At 35.4% G+C, this 21207-nt stretch carries 18 protein-coding genes and 1 pseudogene; 2 read left to right on the top strand and 17 right to left on the bottom strand.

What is annotated here, in order from left to right; all coding sequences use genetic code 11:
- Positions 1-11: 11 nt before the first annotated feature.
- Positions 12-2459 carry a TonB-dependent receptor gene (locus tag DF947_RS14105; RefSeq protein ID WP_109930673.1) on the top strand — a complete coding sequence of 816 codons (2448 nt, stop codon included), beginning with the start codon at positions 12-14 and terminating at the stop codon, positions 2457-2459.
- Here DF947_RS14105 and DF947_RS14100 read toward each other — a convergent pair.
- From DF947_RS14100 to DF947_RS14080, 5 genes are all read right to left on the bottom strand, one after another.
- Positions 2364-3758: a GntT/GntP/DsdX family permease gene (locus DF947_RS14100; protein ID WP_109930672.1), complete on the bottom strand. Its 1395-nt coding sequence runs from the start codon at positions 3756-3758 to the stop codon at positions 2364-2366. The two genes, DF947_RS14105 and DF947_RS14100, sit on opposite strands and share 96 nt — an antisense overlap.
- Before the next feature lie 16 nt (positions 3759-3774).
- Positions 3775-3957, bottom strand: coding sequence for a hypothetical protein (locus DF947_RS14095; RefSeq protein ID WP_109930671.1), 183 nt, complete (start codon positions 3955-3957; stop codon positions 3775-3777).
- Positions 3958-4008: 51 nt separating this feature from the next.
- Positions 4009-4545, bottom strand: coding sequence for a lipocalin family protein (locus tag DF947_RS14090; RefSeq protein WP_109930670.1), 537 nt, complete (start codon positions 4543-4545; stop codon positions 4009-4011).
- A gap of 78 nt (positions 4546-4623) precedes the next feature.
- On the bottom strand, positions 4624-7164 hold the full coding sequence (locus DF947_RS14085) for an ABC transporter permease (protein ID WP_109930669.1): 2541 nt from the start codon (positions 7162-7164) through the stop codon (positions 4624-4626).
- Complete coding sequence (locus tag DF947_RS14080; protein ID WP_109930668.1) at positions 7157-7846, bottom strand: ABC transporter ATP-binding protein; 690 nt, start codon at positions 7844-7846, stop codon at positions 7157-7159. Before DF947_RS14080 ends, DF947_RS14085 begins: the two co-directional genes overlap by 8 nt.
- 99 nt (positions 7847-7945) lie before the next feature.
- On the opposite strand from DF947_RS14080, the gene DF947_RS14075 reads away from it, so the two are divergent.
- Complete coding sequence (locus DF947_RS14075) at positions 7946-8632, top strand: arylesterase (RefSeq protein WP_109930667.1); 687 nt, start codon at positions 7946-7948, stop codon at positions 8630-8632.
- 646 nt (positions 8633-9278) lie between these two features.
- Here the strand turns inward: DF947_RS14075 and DF947_RS14070 are convergent.
- The 12 genes and pseudogenes from DF947_RS14070 to DF947_RS14015 all read right to left on the bottom strand — a co-directional run bounded on the left by DF947_RS14070 (position 9279) and on the right by DF947_RS14015 (position 21205).
- Positions 9279-9740, bottom strand: a complete 462-nt coding sequence (locus DF947_RS14070) for a DoxX family protein (protein ID WP_109930666.1) — start codon at positions 9738-9740, stop codon at positions 9279-9281.
- 115 nt (positions 9741-9855) lie between these two features.
- The gene (locus DF947_RS14065) at positions 9856-10227 is read right to left on the bottom strand and encodes a hypothetical protein (protein ID WP_109930665.1); all 372 of its coding nucleotides are present in this window, start codon (positions 10225-10227) and stop codon (positions 9856-9858) included.
- A gap of 266 nt (positions 10228-10493) precedes the next feature.
- On the bottom strand, positions 10494-11048 hold the full coding sequence (locus DF947_RS14060; protein WP_109930664.1) for a WcaF family extracellular polysaccharide biosynthesis acetyltransferase: 555 nt from the start codon (positions 11046-11048) through the stop codon (positions 10494-10496).
- A gap of 4 nt (positions 11049-11052) precedes the next feature.
- Entirely contained in the window at positions 11053-11670 is a 618-nt protein-coding gene (gene xrtY, locus DF947_RS14055) for an exosortase Y (protein ID WP_109930663.1), read from the bottom strand.
- Positions 11671-11778: 108 nt separating this feature from the next.
- A pseudogene (locus tag DF947_RS14050) lies at positions 11779-12615 on the bottom strand (glycosyltransferase family 2 protein); the annotation flags it as partial.
- A 69-nt stretch (positions 12616-12684) separates the two neighbouring features.
- A complete protein-coding gene (locus tag DF947_RS14045; protein ID WP_109930661.1) occupies positions 12685-13308 on the bottom strand; it encodes a class I SAM-dependent methyltransferase in 624 nt (207 codons plus the stop codon).
- Positions 13301-14494 (bottom strand): XrtY-associated glycosyltransferase XYAG1, encoded by a 1194-nt coding sequence (locus DF947_RS14040; protein ID WP_109930660.1) that lies wholly within the window; start codon positions 14492-14494, stop codon positions 13301-13303. Before DF947_RS14040 ends, DF947_RS14045 begins: the two co-directional genes overlap by 8 nt.
- A gap of 511 nt (positions 14495-15005) precedes the next feature.
- Complete coding sequence (locus DF947_RS14035) at positions 15006-16421, bottom strand: exosortase Y-associated Wzy-like protein (protein WP_109930659.1); 1416 nt, start codon at positions 16419-16421, stop codon at positions 15006-15008.
- A 2-nt stretch (positions 16422-16423) separates the two neighbouring features.
- The gene (locus DF947_RS14030; RefSeq protein ID WP_158526273.1) at positions 16424-17590 is read right to left on the bottom strand and encodes a glycosyltransferase family 4 protein; all 1167 of its coding nucleotides are present in this window, start codon (positions 17588-17590) and stop codon (positions 16424-16426) included.
- 169 nt (positions 17591-17759) lie between these two features.
- Positions 17760-18644 carry an FkbM family methyltransferase gene (locus DF947_RS14025; protein ID WP_109930658.1) on the bottom strand — a complete coding sequence of 295 codons (885 nt, stop codon included), beginning with the start codon at positions 18642-18644 and terminating at the stop codon, positions 17760-17762.
- A 27-nt stretch (positions 18645-18671) separates the two neighbouring features.
- Entirely contained in the window at positions 18672-19928 is a 1257-nt protein-coding gene (locus DF947_RS14020; RefSeq protein ID WP_109930708.1) for a glycosyltransferase, read from the bottom strand.
- A 56-nt stretch (positions 19929-19984) separates the two neighbouring features.
- Positions 19985-21205, bottom strand: coding sequence for a glycosyltransferase family protein (locus tag DF947_RS14015; RefSeq protein ID WP_109930657.1), 1221 nt, complete (start codon positions 21203-21205; stop codon positions 19985-19987).
- Positions 21206-21207 lie beyond the last annotated feature (2 nt).

The following is a 21207-nucleotide window of genomic DNA, read 5'->3' as shown; positions in this document are numbered from 1 at the left end:
TAACGCTACTTATGAAGATTAAAACATTGGCCTTAATAGCCTTATGGATAATTCTTGCCTCAAATTTTGTTCATGCGCAACAACCTGGCGGAAAGATTTATGGTCGGGTAAAGGATATAGACAATAAAAATCTGGAATACGCAACAGTTGCACTTTTTAAAGATTCAATTCTTGTAAAGACCGTGTTTACAGAAACCGATGGAATATTCAATTTCAGTAATTTGGCCAATGGTAAATATTTGATCAAGATTTCGGCAGTCGGCTTTCCCATTTATAAAACGGATACATTAAAATTGCAAGCAGATCAATTAGAAATAAATTTGCTGGATATAAAAATTAAGACCACAGATAATAATTTAAAAGATGTTAATATTTCTGGTCAGAAAGCCTTTGTTGAGCGGAAAATTGATAGAACGGTTGTAAATGTTGATGCCCTAATCTCTAATGCAGGGAGCACGGCTTTAGATGTTTTAAGTAAGTCGCCAGGTGTAAATGTAGATCAGAATGGAGCCATAAGCCTGAAGGGAAAAAGTGGCGTAAGTATTTTTATTGATGATAAGCCAACTTATTTGTCTGGCTCAGATTTGGAAAATTACCTCCGTTCGCTCCCATCTTCTTCATTAGATCAGATAGAATTAATGACAAATCCGCCTGCCAAATATGATGCTGCAGGAAATGCTGGCGTAATCAACATCAAAACAAAAAAGACCAAAATTTCAGGCTTTAATGGTGGGTTAAATTTAAGCTTAAATCAAGGAGAGTTAACAAGATCCAATAATAGTTTTAATTTCAATTACCGGAAAAATAAGATTAACATTTTTGGAATTCTGAGTTACAATTTAAACAACAGCTTTACCGATCTTGATCTGAACCGAACGTATAAAAACAATGATGGAAGCCCTAAATATTATTTTAATCAAAACTCTTACTTTAAGCGACACGGAAATACGCTTAACCTGAAAACCGGATTGGATTATTACGCCACCGATAAAACAACCTGGGGGCTTGTTTTTACCGGGATGAATAGAATTTCCACACAGGTAAATAATAATACGAGCAATTTGTTAAATTCGGTAAAACAGCCCGATTCTATAATTAAGGCAGAAAATATAGATCAGATTCATTATAAAAATGTAGGTGTCAACCTTAATTTTAGACATAAGTTTAATAAGGCTGGAAGAGATTTAACCTTTGATGCAGATTATTTAAACTACAACAATAAAACAGAACAAACCTATTATAATTACAGCTATTTCGCCAATATGGCGCTTAAATCTCAGGATATTTTATCAGGTAATTTACCATCAAATATCGATATCTATACCGCAAAGATAGATTATACCCATCCCTTAAATAAAGGATGGAAATTGGATGCCGGTTTAAAAACAGCTTACACAAAAACCGATAACGTGGCCGATTATTTGAATATCGTAAATAATAATAGCAGTATCGATTATCAAAAAAGCAATCATTTTATTTATCGCGAAAATATTAATGCAACCTATCTAAATATAAGCAGGGAAGGAAAGCGATTTTCGCTGCAAGCTGGTTTGCGCTTAGAAAATACGGTATCAAATGGGCACCAATTGGGTAATTTAATAAAACCCGATTCGAGTTTTAAGCGAACTTATACAAGTTTATTCCCAACACTTTATTTCTCCTATAAATTAGATACTGCTGGCAATAACGAACTTGGCTTAAACTATGGGAGAAGAATCGACAGGCCTTACTATCAGGATTTAAATCCGTTTTTTTCTCCTTTGGATAAGTTTACCTATTACGTTGGAAACCCATTCTTGCGCCCCGCTTTTACACAGAGCATAGAACTTTCCCACACATATAAGAACAAAGTAACCACTACAATTGGATACAGTTGGGTTAAGGATGATGTAAACGAAACGATAGAGATTGTAAACGGAACATACTTTAGCAGGCCAGCGAACATTGGTAAAACGAGTATTCTTAATTTATCGATTAACGCCGATTTAGATTTTACAAAATGGTTAACGCTCCATAGTTATCTAGAGCTGGCACAAATGAAATCTAAAACAGATTTTTATACCGGGTTTTTGGTTACCAATGGGGCTTATGTTAGATTTAACCCAACAATCCAGCTAAAATTTAGCCCTACTTGGAGTGGAGAAGCTAACTTTCGTTATCAGAGTAAGTTTTCTAATGTTCAGTTTCTGTTAGGTAGTGTACACGAATTTGGTGCTGCCATACAGAAAAAATTATCTACTAAAAGTACCTTAAAGCTTTCTGCCAGTGATATTTTTAGAGATCGGGTGTTTGTTGGCGTAATCAATAATCTGGCCACTACAGATGCAAACTGGACAAACAAACAAGATTCTAGAACATTCGTTTTAAGTTATAGTTATCGATTTGGAAAAACTTTTTCCACACCATCTAAACACGAATCTTCTGGAGCAGACAGCGAAAAGAACAGGGTTAAGAATTAGGATAAATGAAGCTACACCACGATTCAAAACTAAAACCCCAATTAATCCTAAAACCGAAACAATACTTTCCATTGCGGTCCAGGTTAAGAAGGTTTCCTTTAATGTTAAATTGAAGTATTCTTTAAACATCCAAAATCCGGTATCGTTAACATGAGAAAACATTAAGCTTCCGGCACCGACAGCTAATACCATTAATTCGGGAGAAGTGTGCGGTCCGATTAAAGGTAGAACCATTCCCGATGCGGTAAGCGTTGCCACAGTTGCAGAGCCAAGCGTTACCCTTAATGATGCAGTTATCAGCCATGCGAGCAACAACGGAGATAAATTTAAGTTTCCCGTTAGTTGTTTTACCGTTTCACCCATCCCGCTATCAATTAAAATTTGTTTAAAAGCGCCGCCAGCTGCAATAATTAAAACAATCATGGCTATACTTTTTACACCTTCAGCACAAGATTCCATTGCTTTAACAATCGAACTGTTTTGAACAGACAGGGTTATAATAACCGAAATCAATAGTGAAGCCGTAGGATCTGCCAGAAAAACAAATATGGGTTTTATGGGGTAATCTGCTGTAACGCTGCTCCCAATAGTTCCAACAATAATTAAGAAAACAGGCAATAGTGCAGTTGTAAAACTTTTAAAGCCAGAAGGTAAACTCTGTTCTTCGTAAAGTGTGAAATCAGCATTTAAAGCAGACTTACTTCTATTAACCGTTAACCGAGGAAAATAAATCCCAGCAATAACAGCGATGGGTAAACTTAAGATTAAACCATAGATTAATGTTTTGCCAATATCCGCGTGGAATATTCCAGCTAGTGCAACTGGACCAGGGTGTGGGGGTAAAAAGCCATGCGTAACCGATAAAGCGGTAGCCATTGGAATGCCAATGTATAATTTAGATAAGCCGGTTGCTGAGGCAATAGCAAATACAAGCGGAATTAAAACAACAAACCCAGCATTATAAAAAAGAGGAATTCCGACCAAAAAGCCGGTAAGTAAAACAGCCCATTGAATATTCCTGGTGCCGAACGCTTTAATTAAAATGAATACGATTTTCTTTGCTGATCCACTATCTTCTATTAGCTTTCCCATCATGGCACCAAGAGCAAGCACCATTACCATGCTTCCAAGTGTACTGCCTATCCCGTTGCTAATGGATCCCATTACCTTTTGTGCAGGCATTCCGAGCAGTAAACCGGTAACAATTGCTACGGATAAAAGCGCAACCATTGGGTTAATCTTTTTAAGAATCAATACAAAAAGTAAAAGAATCCCAAAAAGTAGAACAAGGAGCGACATAAGGGCTGATTAAACTTTATTTCTTAACGGTAATGGTTCTTCCGGTTACGAGATTAAATTCATAAATGCGGTATAAACCATCATCACTAATATCGATACTTTCTACCAAACCGGTTTTGCTAAAGGTATCGGTAACCATGCTACCAATCTTCACATCTTGCAAAACCTCGTTAGGCGTATCGTTATTTAATCTAATCATGATATAAAAGTAGCTAAAACCTATTAATGAATCAATTGGGAATCTAAGGGTTTAATTGTGGGCTGTCCAAACTAGATTTCCAGTTTCGTAGCCTAACTTTCTCGCAGTATCCAGATAAACCGACTTAATGGTATCTGGAATATCTTTCGTGCGGGATAAAATCCATAGATATTTTAAATTGTTGCCCGCTACCAAAGCATATTTATAATCAGGATCTATTTGAATAACGTTGTAGCCAGCGTAAAAAGGACCGAAAAAAGAAACTTTTAATCTTGCCTCATCTTCGCCTTTTACAAATTTCGCTTTGCCAATACTTTCTTTCCACTCTTTTTTAATGTAATTATAACCTCTATTATCCACTTTTATTGATCCATCCTCATTTAAGGAATAGTTGGCCGTAACGTTATTAAGATTTTTTTCGAACTTAAAATCCATTCTGGCAATTTCATACCATTTTCCAAGATACCTGTCTTTTTTAAATGGCTTAACAGCTTTTGCCCCTTTGGGGATGGCTGTACAAGAAACGAGCTTTAGGGCAACAGCACCTATGGCAAGGGCAATGAGGATTTTATTGTATTTAGAATTCATCTTTTATTAAAGAAACAGAAGATGGGTAGAAAAGTTTAATCTTCTGTTTCTAAAAAGAAAATCAGTTTGCTCGAGAATTTAATTTCCCTCATTTCTTAATATTTTTAACGGTGGCTGGTTGAGTACGTTTCTGCTGCTTAAAATACCCGTAATTACAACAAGTAGAACTACTGATCCAAAAAGTAAAATGGTAGGTAAGGCAGGTGGAATGAAAACCGAATCGAAACTAAATTTGGCTAGTGCCCAACTGCCGGCAATGGCCAAAATTAATCCTGCACCTGAGGCGAAAGCACCAAGAAAAAAATATTCTATGGCATTAATCCTTAAAATCTGCTTTCTACTTGCACCCATTGTTCTCAACAAAATACTTTCTTTAATCCGCTGGTTTTTACTGGTAAGTACTGCAGAAATTAAAACAATCCATCCAGTAGCCATGCTAAATCCGGCCATAAACCGAATTACAAATCCAATTTTCCCTAAAAGTTCATCAAGCAGTTTCAACACCAAATCCAAATCGATAACCGATACATTTGGAAATTTCTGAACGACAGCGCCTTGGAATTTTGCAGATACCTCGCTTGATGGAACCCGAGTCATTAATACATGGAACTGTGGCGCTTCCTCGAGCACACCGGTTGGAAAAACTACTCTGAAATTGGTCTGCATTCTACTCCAGTTTACTTCTCTTAAACTTCCAACAACAGTAGGAATAAGCATGCCCTGTACATTAAAAACTATTTTATCATTTATGCCAACTTTTATTCTCTTGGCAAAACTTTGATCTAACGAAATAAATACCGTTTCATTTGCTGCTGTTTTTCCGCTCCATTTTCCCTCGGTTATTTTTTCGGCAACTGTTAAGGTATCCTGATAAGTTGCCCTGATTTCATTTCTAAATGCACCACGGTTATTGCTGTCGGCACTTGCTTTTTTACCATTAATTTCTTCAATTCTCATGGTAATAACAGGCACTTGATTCATTAAAGGCAATTTGAAAGATTGTGTTAAACTATCTAAACCTTGCTTTTGCGTGTTTTGGATATCAAATAAAACCATATTCGGTTGATTATTTCCTGATGAAAGCGTAACCCTATTCATCAAAATGCCTTGTACAAAAAACAATGTACAAATAAAGGCCGTAGATAAACCAATGGAAACGGTAAGCATTAAAGTTTGATTATTCGGTCGGTATAAATTTGCAAAACCCTGGCGCCAAAGATAGCTTGAAGAACTTGGGATTAATTTTCTTACCAAAAACATTAAGATTTTAGAAAAAACAATTAACAGAATAAAAGCAAAAGCAATGCTTAACGTAAAGGCTAATGTTTGTATCCAGGTTTTCATTTGCAGGTAGGTAAAACCCAAAACAAAAATGCCCATTAAAAGATATACGAACCAGGTTAAGGGATCGTTTTTTCCAGATGATTTTTCAAAAGAAGCTCTTATTGCATTTAAAGGAGAAATTTTTCTTACAGATAAAAGAGAAGGTAGGGCAAAAAGTATCGAAATAATTAGGCCCAACAAAATTCCCTGTCCAACCGCAAGCCAAGAAATCTGCATGGTAATTTCAACCGGTAGAAAGTCTTTTAAAACCAATGGAAGCAAAAACTGAATTCCCGTGCCTAAAACTGCCCCAATTAGTGAAGCGATTAATCCAATGAAAAAAATCTGAATGAGGTAAATTAGAAACGCATCTCTAGATTTTAAACCTAGGCATCTCAGTGTTGCAATCGCGTTTAGTTTTTCTTGAATGTAAACATGGATTGCACTTCCTACACCTACGCACCCGAGTAAGAGCGCAATAAAACCCGATAAAGCTAAGAACCGATTGACGTCTTTAAAAGATCTTCCGGTTTGTTCTTTTCTTGATTCAACTGTATCAGAATCAAAGCCTTCTTTTTCGAGTTTTGGTTCTAACTTTTTAACCAAAGTTTCAATACCGGCAGGGTTATTATATTTATAATAGAACTTGCTGCTGATTCGGCTTCCATTTTTAATTAAATTAGTTTGATCAAGATATTTCAATGGAATATAAACCGTTGGTGCTACGCTTGAAGAGATTCCGGTTTGCCCGGGCGCTTTGGTTAAGGTTCCAGCAATTTTAAAGTTTAAGTCGCCAACTTTAATCGAATCGCCAACTTTGGCATCAAATTGAAGCATTAAAGTTTGATCAACCAGAGCTGTTCTATCAGCCTGAAAAGTTTTAGCCGCACTTATTGGAATGGTTTCTATTGAACCATAATAAGGATATTGGCCATGTAAAGCTTTCATCTGCACCAATCGGCTTCCTCCGTTTTTTTGGAAGTAAACCATCGAGGCAAAAGTCTTTTCTTGAGATCGTTCATCGCCCAGCGTGTCAAGCATTTTTTGCATGGCTTTGGTAACGCCTTTCCTACTTTCCAGAATCAAATCGGCACCGGTAAGCTCTTTTGCCTGACTATCAATATCTCGCTGTAAATTATCCTTAAACGAATAAACAGCTACTAACGCAGCAATACCTAGAACGATAGAGGAAATAAATAAAAGCAATCGTGATCGGTTTTTGCGACTATCTCTCCAAGCCATCTTAAATAACCAGGAAAAAGGGATATGCTGATTGGGCAACTTGTTTTTAGACATAACTTGGGCTTTCATCTGACAGGATTACCCCACCTTTTATTTTTATTGTTCTACCAGTTTTGGCAGCCAAATCAAGATCGTGGGTTACGATAACCAAAGTTGTTCCTGCATCTTTATTTAAATCGAAAAGAAGTTTAATAACTTTTTCGCTCGTTTCAGCATCCAGGTTTCCAGTTGGTTCATCTGCAAAAAGTAGAGCCGGCTGATTAGAAAATGCCCTAGCCAAAGAAACACGTTGTTGTTCTCCACCAGATAACTGAACAGGGTAGTGATGAGAACGATCGGCCAAACCAACTTTATCTAAAAGCGATAGCGCATGTGCCTTAATATTTTTGGCTCCTCTTAACTCTAATGGAACCATAACATTCTCTAGTGCCGTTAATGTAGGCAGAAGCTGAAAGTTTTGAAATATAAACCCCACATATTGATTTCGAACGGCTGCTCTTTCATCTTCGTTAAGCTTTTCTAAAGCAATTTGATTAAGCTCAACCGTTCCGCTGCTGGCACGATCTAATCCGGCACACAAACCTAAAAGGGTTGTTTTTCCACTACCCGATGGGCCAGTAATGGCTACTGTTGAACCAGCTGATATAGAGAAATTAATCTGATCTAAAACGGTAAGCGCCCGCCCGGCACTTTGATAAATTTTGCTTACATTTCGAATGTTTAATATGCTTTCCAAATTAGAATTTATTTAAAGGATTTGCGTTTAGATTTAACCAAACATAAGATAATCAATTATGTTATACTGGTTTTATAATTAGAGATACATTTAAGAGATATGTTACGAAAACGCTTAATGGGCTTATTTGTTTTGGCTGTTGTGTTCGCTTCATGCGGAAATGGACAGAATAAAACGGGCAATGATAAAACTTTAGATTCGGTTGACGATAAAGCTCCGAAAAGGGAAGCTGAAATGAAAAATATCCTTTTTTTTGGAACCAGTTTAACGGCCGGCTACGGGCTTGACCCAACAGAAGCTTATCCTGCTTTAATACAGAATAGAATTGATTCGTTAAAATTACCTTATAAAGTAATCAATGGAGGTTTAAGTGGAGAAACTTCTGCCGCAGGCAAGGCCAGAATAGATTGGTTGTTGAAGCAACCCATAGATATTTTTGTGTTGGAACTCGGGGCGAACGATGGACTGAGGGGATTACCGGTTATAGAAACAACAAAAAACCTACAGGATATAATCGATCGTGTTAAATCTAAATATCCAGAGGCAAAAATGGTACTAGCAGGAATGCAGGTTCCCCCAAATATGGGCGCAAAATATGCCTCAGATTTTAAAAATATGTTCCCAGCTTTAGCCAGCAAAAATAAAATGCTTCTGATTCCATTCTTATTAGATAAAGTGGGTGGTGTTCCGAAGTTAAATCAGGCCGATGGAATTCATCCAACAGCGGAAGGCGATAAGATTTTGGCAGAAAACGTTTGGGTAATTATTAAGGATCTTCTTAAATAACTGCCCTATCGACTTACGAAGTTTTGAAGGGCGAAGTATGGGAAAACTTCGTCAGTCTTAATCTTGATAATTAAAACATGCTTCGTGAAGAAACAACCTTCACCTTAGAATTTATCTCGACTCACGAAGTTTTGGAGGGCTGAGTGTAGGAGAACTTCGTCAGTCTTAAATTTTAATCTCAACTTAACTTGCTTTACAAGATGTTAGTATTAGCGCATCCTAAGTCAAATAATAGCGCTATCGACTTACGAAGTTTTGGAGGGCAAAGAGTATAGGAAAACTTCGTCAGTCTTAAATTTAAATACGGATATAATCCATTAAAATAACTTATGAGGCTTACAAAACCTCATTATCCCTAAAATAATTGCGCTATTGACTTACGAAGTTTTGGAGGGAGGAGCATGGGAAAACTTCGTCAGTCTTAAATTTTAATCTCAACTTAACTTGCTTTACGAGATGTTAGTATTAGCGCATCCTAAGTCAAATAATTGCGCTATTGACTTACGAAGTTTTGTAGGGAGGAGTATAGGAAAACTTCGTCAGCTTAAATTTAAATACTGATGTTAATCCATTAAAATAACTAATGAGGCTTATAAAACCTCATTAACCCTAAAAACTTCATATCCTGCGGAATATGTCAAACAGATCAGCTTGCCTGTTTCTTACCTGAACTAATACCTGGGTTAGCATAAAACTCAACCGACAATCTTCCATTCCCTTCAATTAAGAAACAAATTAATCCTGCCAAAACAAATGTCGAAAACCAAAATTCAGAGTAAGGAACAAAAATCCCTTGCGATAGATTTATAAAGAAAACAGCTCCAACAAGAATGGGTATGTTGAGTAAACAGAAAAGTCGGGTATGTGTGCCTAAAGCAATCGCAAGACCGCCAATTAAGTGTAATAAAATAATTAAATGCGCAACTATGCTTATCGATAATGCAGTTCCAAGTGCTGCGCCTCGCATTAGATGATTAAAAGATTCTAGATGGGTTGCAAACATTACACCTTTCCAGATGAGTATAAGTCCTAATGTTATTCTTAAATAGTCGAGCCAGATTGGGTGATGTAAATCTCCCCATTGCTGTATTTTTTTTAACAAACTCATAACTTTATATATTGGTTATAAGTAATTTACGAAAAATAAAAAGATTATCAAGTTTTTGGTAAGATAATTTACAAACTAAGGCGTTTGCATTGCAATTAAATAAATCTAAATAGATTTATTGTAAATTTAAGGGCATGTCAGAATCTGGATATACCTCCGATTTGCTCTTTTTTGCACTTCTTAATTTTTTCAGTTTTGGGATAATAAACAAAAGGCCAAAAGCCATTAATGACATCAAAAGCTGTATAACCACATTAACTTTCGCAATTGGGTTAACATTTATATTATCGATGATATAAACCGAGCGGTAAACACTTCTAATCAATAATATAATCATCAGATAAAAACTCCAGGCAAACCTTCTCTTAATCATTACCGCTAAAACGTAGCGCAAGGTAAGTACCAAACCAATCATGATAAAATCAGTGGTGCTTTCGGGATCGTAAATAAACAGATTGGCAATTCCGATAACGAAAGTGCCGAACATAAGGTGAGATGATATGGTGTAATTATTCCTAAGAATGTTCATGATATTTTAACAGCATCGGTTCTTTAACTACACAGATAGACGCCATAAATATCGGAATATAATTCTTTGTTAAAATTAAAAATTGTCGTGGAAAGGGTTTTCGAAACACTTTTGACTTGATATAAGTCAAACATTTTAAAAGACTAGCTATGGAGAGCTAAAATTTGAGGTGATTGTTTATAATTATTAGAATTTTATAAACAGAAATTAATTTGAAGCGCTATTTAAGAAATAATTTTGCGCTCTTTTATAAACTGCGCAGGGTTTCCCTGATAAATTCCATAAGCTTCCAGATTTTTTGTGGCAACACTGCCCAGAGATAAGACAGAATGAGTGTAAAGTGTAATTCCAGGGCAAACTTTTGAAGAAGCACCAATCCAAACGCCGTCTTCTAAAGTAATTGGCTTTACCATAAGATCGAAATTTTTCTTGCCATAATCGTGATTTCCAGTCATGAGCATCGCTTGTTGAGAAATACAGCAATTTTTTCCAATTTTTACCCAATCAAGGTTTTCAATGTAGCAATCGGCCAGCCAAGAATAATCATCTATAGTTAGCTTCCAAGGGTATTTAATGTGGATTCCCGGTTTAATACGCACTTCTTTTCCAATTTTTGAACCGAATAAACGAAGAGCAAAAACAAGGATGTTGCTAAAAGGAATTAGGCCACTTTTAAAAAAAAAGACAGATGTACAATACCATAAAAATTGCTTCAGGGTAGAAGCACCAATCTGGAAAGTGCCGGTGTTAAAGGCTTTATTTAACTGCGTTTTTTCCAAAAGATTATTCTGCTAATTCAGTATTTTCAGTTTTACTTTCCGGCAGAATTGACCGTGTATTTTTTTTAATCCAAATATACAGCATTACAAAAATGCAGATGTAAACAATGATATTGAAGATTTCGTGATGATAGGTAAAATTATTTCTCTGCGATTGGAAAAAGCCTAATAAAACGCCCAAGCCTGCAATTCTGCAAATGTTTAAAACATAAATGGTAATTAACCCGATGATCATCATCTTAAATGTAGATTTCCAGGGTGCTGGAAAAGCGAGCACGAAGGCGGTTAAAAAACTCATGACACCCAAACCTAAACAAGAATAATTAATACGCAGATAGGGTCCAGCAACCACCATTACATCAGAATCGTTGTAGATTGCATAAAAACCGAAAAGTTTGATAATCCAGACAGCTGGTACGATAAGGGCTGTTTTTAGCCCCTGAATGTAATTAAAATGATCAGCAATAAAAGCATTATAAAAGCGGGAACCAGGACTCATTACACTATTCATAAATAAATTTCCCTGACTAAATAAAATATAGAGAATAAATAAAGCAACAATAAATTTAAGTGCTTTTCTATCAGCTTGTCTTTTCGCTTGTTTAAGTTCGATCTCGTTCATGTCAAATTGAAATGGCTAAAGATAAGACTAATTTTATCGATTTTTGATTTGGAGCAATAGCTTTAAAATTAGAAGTCAAACCTCCAGCTATAAACCACTTCTGATTTTTAGTTTTCTGATTTTTCGATCAACCAGGCGCCTAAACCAAAATCCCTGCAAATAATGAAATTTTATTCCGGTAGAACCATCTAAAATACCGAGTTTGAAAATCATGCGATAGCTAAAATATAAATAGGGCCTAAATCCTAATGGAAGTTTCCACCAAAGCCTTTTTAGCCAGGCACGCTGTTCATCTGGGTTTCCAAACAATGCAGGCTTTAAACTTTGAGCTCTGATATTTTTCATTCGTTCCACTTCTTCTTCGGCAATTAAATCACTATAACGCTCGTGTTTGGCAAGCCAGAAATTGATGTCGTTTTCTTTTAAGTTTTCTTCTAAAAGATAGCCATTTTTCCAGATGATCGTTTTTCCGGAAGTAATAAAGCGATGATCCATGTTTTCATTAAGATCTGAAAAGCCAACGCCTTTACGGAACATTTTAAGCTGATAAAATGGATAATAACCGCCAAATCGAATCCACTTGCCCTGAAAGAAATTTTTTCGGTTAAAGTAAATGCCATTAACATCATTGTAATCTTCCGTTTTAAAATCGTTAAGCAATTTAAAAAGTGATGGAGTTAACGTTTGATCTGCGTCTAAACCAATGATCCAAGGTGTTGTAATCTCGAAATTACGAAGTGCAAAATCCCATTGTTTCGGGTGATTTAAAAAAGGATTTGTTTTTATTGTAGCACCGTATTCAGATGCGATGTCCACTGTACCATCTGTACTTCCACTATCTAAAACAAAAATAGGTGCTCGAAGAGCTTTGATTGATTCCAAGAGCCTAGGCAAATGAACTTCTTCGTTATAAGTTAAAATTATAAAACTGAAATTTTTGTTCATTTTGGAGTTGTCATTCCGAGCGTAACGAGGAATCTTTTAAACCTACGGATTAAAGCTTTTGGCAAATATCTAAATTCTCGCTTTTATAACCATAGATTTCCATAAATATGGATAACGGCCACAGCCTACAAAATCGGTGACTGTAAATCCCTGTTCCTCTAAAAGCATGCTTAATGTAGCTTTTGACCATAATTTTATATGTCCTCCATCCCAAAGCGGATTGGCATGTTTATCCCAATGACCAGCAATAGCCAAAACTAGGTTTTTTAAGTAGCCATGATAGGGCGTGCTCAGTATAATTTCTCCGCCACCATTTCGCTGAAGCACGTTTTTGCAAAAACCAATAAACTTTCTTGGGTCATATAGATGCTCAATTACTTCGGTTGAAATTATGGTATCGAAATTAATTTGTTTTAGAGAAGAGGGTAGATAATCAGATGAAAGATCTTGTACTGCAAAGCGATTAGGATACATTCTGGAAGCAATTTCTATCCCGGTTACTGAAGCATCTGTGCCATAGGCGTTAAAGTTTTTGTCGATTAAAAGATTCACTAAGGCGCCATTCCCACATCCCAGATCTAAAATCGATTTATTTTTTTCTGTGTTTAGGAGTCTTAATATGGGGTCTGTAATATATCCGTGGGCATGTGTAGCCTGGTTATTCGAGTAACCGTAATCTTTATATTCAGCCATTTAAAATGCTATTGTATAAATTAATATATGCTTCAACAAGCACTTCATCATTATAATCCTGCTTAATAATAGATGGAGCAGTGTCACGGATATGTATCCTTTTATTGGTGTTTCTGTAAGATGCGGTAATTTGTTCGCTAATTTCAATTGGGTCTAAGGAGCTTACCCATCCTAAATCCTTATCCCGAACATAATTTGCCAGACCAACATATTCAGATACCAAAACAGCGGTACCAACACTTAAACTTTCGACAATCACGTTGGCGAAATTTTCATTATGCGAAGGTAAAACCAGCAGATCAAAATTTTGCATTAACTTAAATTTATCCTCATCTGCAATCTGTCCCAGCCATGTGATTCGGTCATTAAGCGTCAGGCTTTCAGCTTTGGCCTTTAAGCTTTCCACATAGTTTTCTTTCCCCGATCCTGCTATACCCAAAGACCACGAAAAATCTAATAGTCCAAGTGCTTCAAAAAGAAGATCAAGACCTTTTTTTTCTTCAATCCTCGATAAGAAAAGAATTCGAAATGGTGCACCCACTACTTGATACGCACGACTTGATACTTCCTCCTTAAAACCAACCAAATTCGAAATCACGGTTATACTTTTTGGCTGAATAATTTTTAAAATATCTGCTTTTTCCTGTTCGCTCGTTGCATGAATATGAACATATTTTAATAAACTTTTACCTATAAGATTGTGCAAGATCCTTTTTGAAAACGCATTGCGATTACCCGTTGTGTAACTTGTAAGCATTCCTCGGGGAGATAAGATTACAGGAATTTTATACCATTTGGCAATCCAACAACTTAAGATCGAAACCAGATTCCACCAAGCATGGATGTGAACAATTATGTTTTCATGCTGAGCTTGTCGAAGCATTTTCCTTAACCCCAATAACAATCCTGGAGAAAAGTGGCTGTGATCTTTTGTCCACCTCTTAAAGTAAGTTACAGGTACACCGTTAACGATTTGTGATTTTCCCGCTTCTACATCAAGCTCTTCTTTGCCATTTGCCGTAGTAGATAAAACATTAATGTTAAAGTAGTCATCCTGAGCATGTCGAAAGGCTTTAACATTAACCACTAAACGCAGCAAAGCCTCACACAGCTTCCCTACCGATTGTATGGGGCCACCATAAATATATGCAGGTTTATAAGAAGCAGTAACGTGGATAATTTTCATTTTTAAGCCAACTTACGAAATTTCAAAAGGTTGCGTTAAGGCAGAATTTCGCCAGTTCTAGGTTAACTAACTTACGAAATTTTAAAGGGTTGTGTTTGGGATGAATCTCGTTAGTTCTTGGTTAACTAACTTACGAAATTTTGAAGGATTGCGTTAAGGCAGAATTTCGTCAGTTTATAAATGTTTATATTTTTTAGGCATCCTGATATCCCCTCTGGAGGGGTCGGGGGGAGGCTTTTTCTATGGCTTTTGATCAACATACGAAATTTCAAAAAGGTTGCGTTAGAGATGAATTACGTTAGTTTATAAAATTTGTATTTTTTTAAGCATCCTGCTATCCCCCTCTTGAGGGGGCGGGGGGAGGCTTTTTCTATAGCTTTTGTTTTACTTACGAAATTTCAAAAGGTTGTGTTGAGGCAGAATTTCGTCAGTTTTATAAATATTATATTTTTTTTAAGCATGCTTATCCCCCTTTGAAGGTGAAGGGGGAGGTATTTATTTATTTGAATTTCTAACCATAAAGCGGCTTCAATACTTTCAAGGTCTTCAGCAAATAAAACAAAGCCCACATAATAATGAATCCATAAAAAATATTGTTGAACATAAATTCAAAATTATTGCCCCGCCATAGCGTTTGAAAAATACTGTTGAATATAATCACACAGCCCAATTCGTATCCACCAAATATTTCTTCGGCAACATTACAAAGATATTGTGTAAGTAGACCATAGATAAGCATACAGAAAAATACCCCTGGAATTCCCCAGCTTAGGTAAGCATCAACAACGGGCCTAGTTTTAGCCGAAACGGTTGACGTTTTGTATGCTACACCCGCATCATAAACTCTTTGCATGGATATAGTTTCCATATTGGGCTTTTCCGGCCAAAATACTCGAGGAATTAAGGCTTCGAAAGAGTCTACAATAATTTCCCAGCCATAAAAGTTATGCTTCTCAGGTACATAGTCAATAAATTGAGTAAACATTTCCATTTCACTTAAACGCCGAGTTAAAAAGCCCCAATTGGTTTCTTCTATTTCTGTTTCGTTATTTTGATTAAGATTTGTAAATGCTTGGCTTTGTGCTTCCTCTGCACTAATCTCTCCGCTCCAACTTTGCCTAACAGTATTGTTGTAAGTGGGTAAAAAATAAAGTAAAATGTAACCTGCTGGTAAGGCGAGATACATAATCGTTTTTTTATAATAGGGAAAAAAGACACAAGCCAGAACAATTACATTAATAATAATTGGCTCTTTATAACCTGAAAGAGATGCATGGATAAAATTCAGGATAAAAATTGTAGCACCTATGGCCAAATAGTTAATGTTTTTGTGGAGAACTCCTTTTACGAAAAGCACTGCAGCACAAGAAATACCAACAGTGGTTAATGGTATCGCAATTTGGCTTAAACCAGATATTTGCTGACAAACAGAGCCTATTGCAAAAACGATAATTCCAAGCCAGATTAAGAAGTCGTTATTCTGAAAAGCCTGTACAAATTTTTCCTTTTTCTTCCAAGGATTCATGGCAAGGATTAGACCACTTGTCATAGCGGCATGTGCCAATAAACTAAGCCTTTGCGCTGTTGCAATTAAATCTGTTTGTTCGCTTTCTTTAAATTGCGCACCGTAGTTCAGCTCGGTTAAATAACGATAACCCAAATGATCCATAAAGTAAAAGATGGAAGTGCTGCACATAAAACCAGCAAAAATGAATTGGGTCAAGAAAATTGGACGCATAATCTGCTTATAAACCGGGATCGAATGATCGTAATATGCTGCGGGCGAAAACCAGGTAGTATAGAAAATAAAAAGCGAGCCACCCCAAGCCACAAAATAAGATACAACTGGGCTGTTAACCAAAAAGTAGGAGAAGAGTACAGGGATATATAAAATGATTATAGTTTGAAGAGAATTTTTAGGGTGCATGTTTAAGAATTAATTGTCTTTAGAAAAGAATTTACTTGTTTTTCAAATGACCAATCTTCAATTATTTTTTTTGATGCTTTTCCATATTCAATCAGGATGTTTTTGTTGGACAATGTAGTTAACAATTTATCTTTTAGATCCTTAAGATTTCCTGAGATAAATATTTCTCCATTAAGATGAGGTTTTACTAAATCAGCAGAACATCCAGCCTTATCTGATACTAAGATTGCTTTGCCTGTTGCCATCGCTTCGTTAACGGCTAATCCCCAGGTTTCGCCAGGGCCTTTAGAAGGTAAGCAAAATAAATCACAGGCCTGATAAACTGCAGGCATTTGGGTTTGGTTTTGAAAATCCATAAAATGAATTCTTTCTTTAAGCGATTTGCTACATCCGCTTGTAGAGGAGGGCGGTGAAGGAATAAATACTAAACTTTGAACTTTAAACTTTGAACTTTGAACTTCTATGTGGTCCTGAGCCCGTCGAAGGACGTTCGGTGTATTTAAATCTTTTATGGAGACAGGTTCTTCAAACTTCGGACTTCCGACCTCGGACTTTTGCTCTAAACTTTCAACTTTCAACTTTAAACTTTCCTCCAATTCTCCATTCCCGACAAACAACAAATGTACGTTGGGTAAATCTAATTCAAAAAAAGCGTGTAACAACAACTCTGGGTTTTTTTTTGATTCTAATTTCCCAGCGAATAAGATTAACAGATCATTCTGTCCTATCTTGAGAGTTTTTCTAATTTCAGCTGCATCTTTTTTTCTATCTATGCTAAATCGATCGTTGTCTATTGCATGAGGAGAAAATCTCAGTTTCTTATCAGTTAATCCATAACGCTTAAAATAACTTTTATTTTTTTTGCCTACATAAAAAGCAATGTCGATATGATGATAAACCCAGGATATGAATATTTTTTTTAAGTTGGATTTAATGCCGAATTTTTGATCAATTAAAGTTGAATCTCCCCTAAAATAGACAGGGACTTTACCTTTAAAATGTCTAATAATCCTTAAATGGCTTTGAAATGCCCAGCCGAAAACTAAAATTGAATCGGGTTTGTAATCAGTTATATTTTCAATCGCTTTTGGACTGCTAATCCCTTTAAAATGGTGTGTTCCTGGGTCTTTAGCGTGGTTTTCTAAAAACTCGTAATCATAACCCTCCAATAAAGGGATATCCCATTCAATTTTTTTGTTAAAGCCTTTATCAAACTGGTTGACCAATTGTCGGCCACCAGTGTAAAAAACTTTTAATATTATACCCTTAGCCAGTAGCCTAAAGGCCGGAGCATAATATTGAATTGGGTGTGTTGTAATTATTGCAAGCCTTTTCATATCAAATAGACTCGTTAAAAACATTAAACGGAAGTGAAGTTCGCAACCGCTCTCTTACAAAATCTATATCTCTAATATAAATGGTATTAAATCCTCCAAATGAATTTAAACGAACCAATTCTCTCTTAAACGGATCATAACTATGGGGAAAAAAGAAATGATCTGTTAAATGCTGGTGCAGATCCTTTTCATAGTAGCCATATCTTTCTCCACTACCATTTAATTCTATAATAATAGCTTTTAGTTGATTATCATTTAATAGTTGTGAAGCGCCATTTACTACTTCAGTTTCAAAACCTTCTACATCAATTTTAATAAGATTCGGCTTATGTTCCTTGTAAAATGAATTAAGCGTTATCACATTTACAACGCTACTGTTTTCTTGAATAAGAGTAACCACGTGGTTGGTTGTATCTTGGTTATCGGTAAAATATAAATCCTTTTCTTCACTACCAACCGCATTGTTTCTGAGAATAACCAAATCTTCTAAATGATTAAGCATTACGTTTTTGCTCAATATATTCCATGTAACATTAATGGGTTCGAACGCAATCGTTTTAGCCTTTTTTACACCAGATGCTAAAATTGTATAAGAACCAACATTAGCCCCGACATCAAAAAAAGTGTCCTCAGCTCTAAGAAAATGAAGTAAAAAAGACATATCCTCAAATTCGTGTAAACCGGTATAAATATTTCCCGTTATCCCAGTTAAGCCCTTTTTTGCAAAGAATTTAGTTTCGTGAATAAATGGAATTGCAATTAAATTTTTAAATGTTTTTGATCTAATTTGCCACCATAAAAATTTGGTATATGCTTTAAACAGATGTCTTTTTGCTAGGGGATGGTGATTGATGAAATAAAAGATTCTTTTAACGGCCAAAAGCATTAGACTAAACTAAAGTTTAATTTTAAATCAAATATGGTTTAAAATGAATTGGTTTTTTTGATTAACAATCTCGTTAAATAAATTTACTTGCTCAATTGTTAATGATTTAGCAGTGTAAGGCTCAAAAGCCTGCCAATTTGTTATTGGCATAATTTTGTCTTTTACTTGAGATAAGTATTTAGATAGGCAGTTGTATGCTTTTTTTATATCATCACCCAATGCAATTAAATGGCCAGCATTACAATCATCAATAAATGGGTACACACTGCTATTTTTATTGAAAATTGCCAACAAAGGCTTTTGGGTTAAAATATAAGTTGATGCTTTAGAAGCAGTATATGCAGCTTGATTGGATCCTATAATGACTAAGCCATCTGCTTTTTGTAAAGTTTTAATAGTTTCGTAAAAGCCAATTCTATCTGTATGCTCCGTAACATATTCAGATAATCCTATTGATTTTGTATAAGGATAAATTGTTTGTACTCCATTACCTAATGAAGCATAACTGGTGCCAACAAAATGAAAATGGAATTTCTTAAATAATTCGGGATTTTCCTTTATTCCTTTTTTAAATGCTTCGAAAAGAAGTTTAACAGCATCTCGCATATCATAACCACCTCTCCCAATGTAAACCAAGTTAAATTTATCTGCCTTTTCACTGTAGCCAATTTTTAAATTATCGTAATTTTTTTGAGCGATCTCCAAATCAAAATCAAATGCTCCAAAAATTATTTTTCTTGTGGGTTTGTTGTTTAAATGAATGTACCTCTGTTTCAATGTTTCGATATAGCTTTCAGAAACGCTGGTTATTCCATCTACATGTTGCATGGCTTTTGGCTCGAGGTATTTATGCAGGCGATAAGAAAACCAATATTTTTTAGGTCTTTGGTTTTTAGGTTTGTCTTTATAATATTCTGTATGCCATGGGTCTTGCATATCTATTACATATGGTACACCATACTTTTTTTTCCAGTAAGCGCCTAATGCACAGATGGGAAATTCGGTGGTTGAAAAATAAATTAGGTCGAATTTATTGTGAGTTAGTATACGATTAACTTTATACCTGTAGTATAGAAATGATCTTAGTGCTAAACTTCCCAACCCTAATTTTGACGTCCACTTTTTTGATAACGCTTTTGTTTTGTGAATTGGGATGTTTTTTGGTATTGATTCCATTAGTAATGGATCCTTAACAATATCAACATACCTATCATCTACAGTTACAATTTCTACTGCCCAACCGAGTTCCTTATAATAAGGTAGGCTAGTTCTTATACGATGCATATCCGCTGCATTTACAGGGGGAAAGTGTGGAGAAATTATAAGTAAGCGCTTCAAGTTTAATATAACTGTTTTGCTATTAAGGTTAGAAATTTTATTTTTTCGGTTTCCCAGTTTAAAACTCTGTCTCCGTAATTTTTTGAGTTGTTTTGGTACATTTTCAGTGTATCCCGATTTTCTGCTAAGTGTCTTATCTGATTTGCGAAGTGTTCAATGTTAAATTGATCATAAATAATTCCCATGTTTGGAAACTCATTCATTATTTTTTCTTGTGCAGCAGTATTTGATGCTAAAATGGCTAAACCAGACTGAACATAGGTGAATATTTTATTGGTTAAACAAATATCTCGATTTTTAGGAATTGTCATTTCTGCAGCTAACCCTACATCGAATTGGGAAGCAAAATCATAAATTTTGTTGGCCGAAATAGGAGTATAATAATAAATCAAATCGTTATTAAAACCAGAATTTTTAGCAATCTCCAAAAAATAATTTTTGATGTTGTTACTGTGGTTTCCTAATAAATGAAGTTCAATAACTATTTCATTTATCAAAGACAGTGCTTTTATGATGTTTTCTATTCCACGATTAATGCCTATCGTTTGTGAAAACCAAAATAGTTTCAATTTGTGCTCATCTACTCGATTAATTCCACTTTTTGCTTGTTTCGGAAAAGCATTTAGTATGGTTATTGGTTCTTGTTTTGGGTATATCTCCGAATAAGCTTCACCAACAAGTGGACTTGCGGTAGATAAGTAATCAAGCCGTTTAATGTATTTATCTTCTATATATTTTTTTAGCTTGAAATCCAAATCGAAAATGTTGTCGGTAACCTCATTTCTATGAAAATCCTCTGCATCAAAACCACATTTAGCATCGTTTTTTTTAGCTGCTAATACAGCAGCTGGAAGAGCAGCTAAGTTGTGTGCAATATATAAATCTGCTTTTATGCTTTTTGCTTTGCTAATCAATTGTGGTGTAGATCTGCCAATTGCATGATCTGAAAAAATATTAAAAGATTTATATAAAAATTGGCCAATTTTATGTTGAAATCTGGTAAACCAATATCTTAATCTTCCCTCAGTAGGGTCGCCTCCAATTCTATAAATTTCCCATTGTTTCTTTTCGAATAATTCCACATCATGTTTTGAGCCCCATTCATTCCAATATTGATAGATAATTGTCAACTGGTAACCTGCTTCAATTAATGCATCTGCTTCTTTTACAAGTCTTGGGTTTAATGAAGGCTGACCAGAGCTGATCAAAACGATTTTTTTCAAAC

Origin of the sequence: Pedobacter paludis, from assembly GCF_003173575.1 — a bacterium.
GTDB lineage: Bacteria > Bacteroidota > Bacteroidia > Sphingobacteriales > Sphingobacteriaceae > Pedobacter > Pedobacter paludis.
The sequence above is the reverse complement of the archived record's forward strand: the minus strand, read 5'-3'. Positions and strand labels throughout refer to the sequence as shown.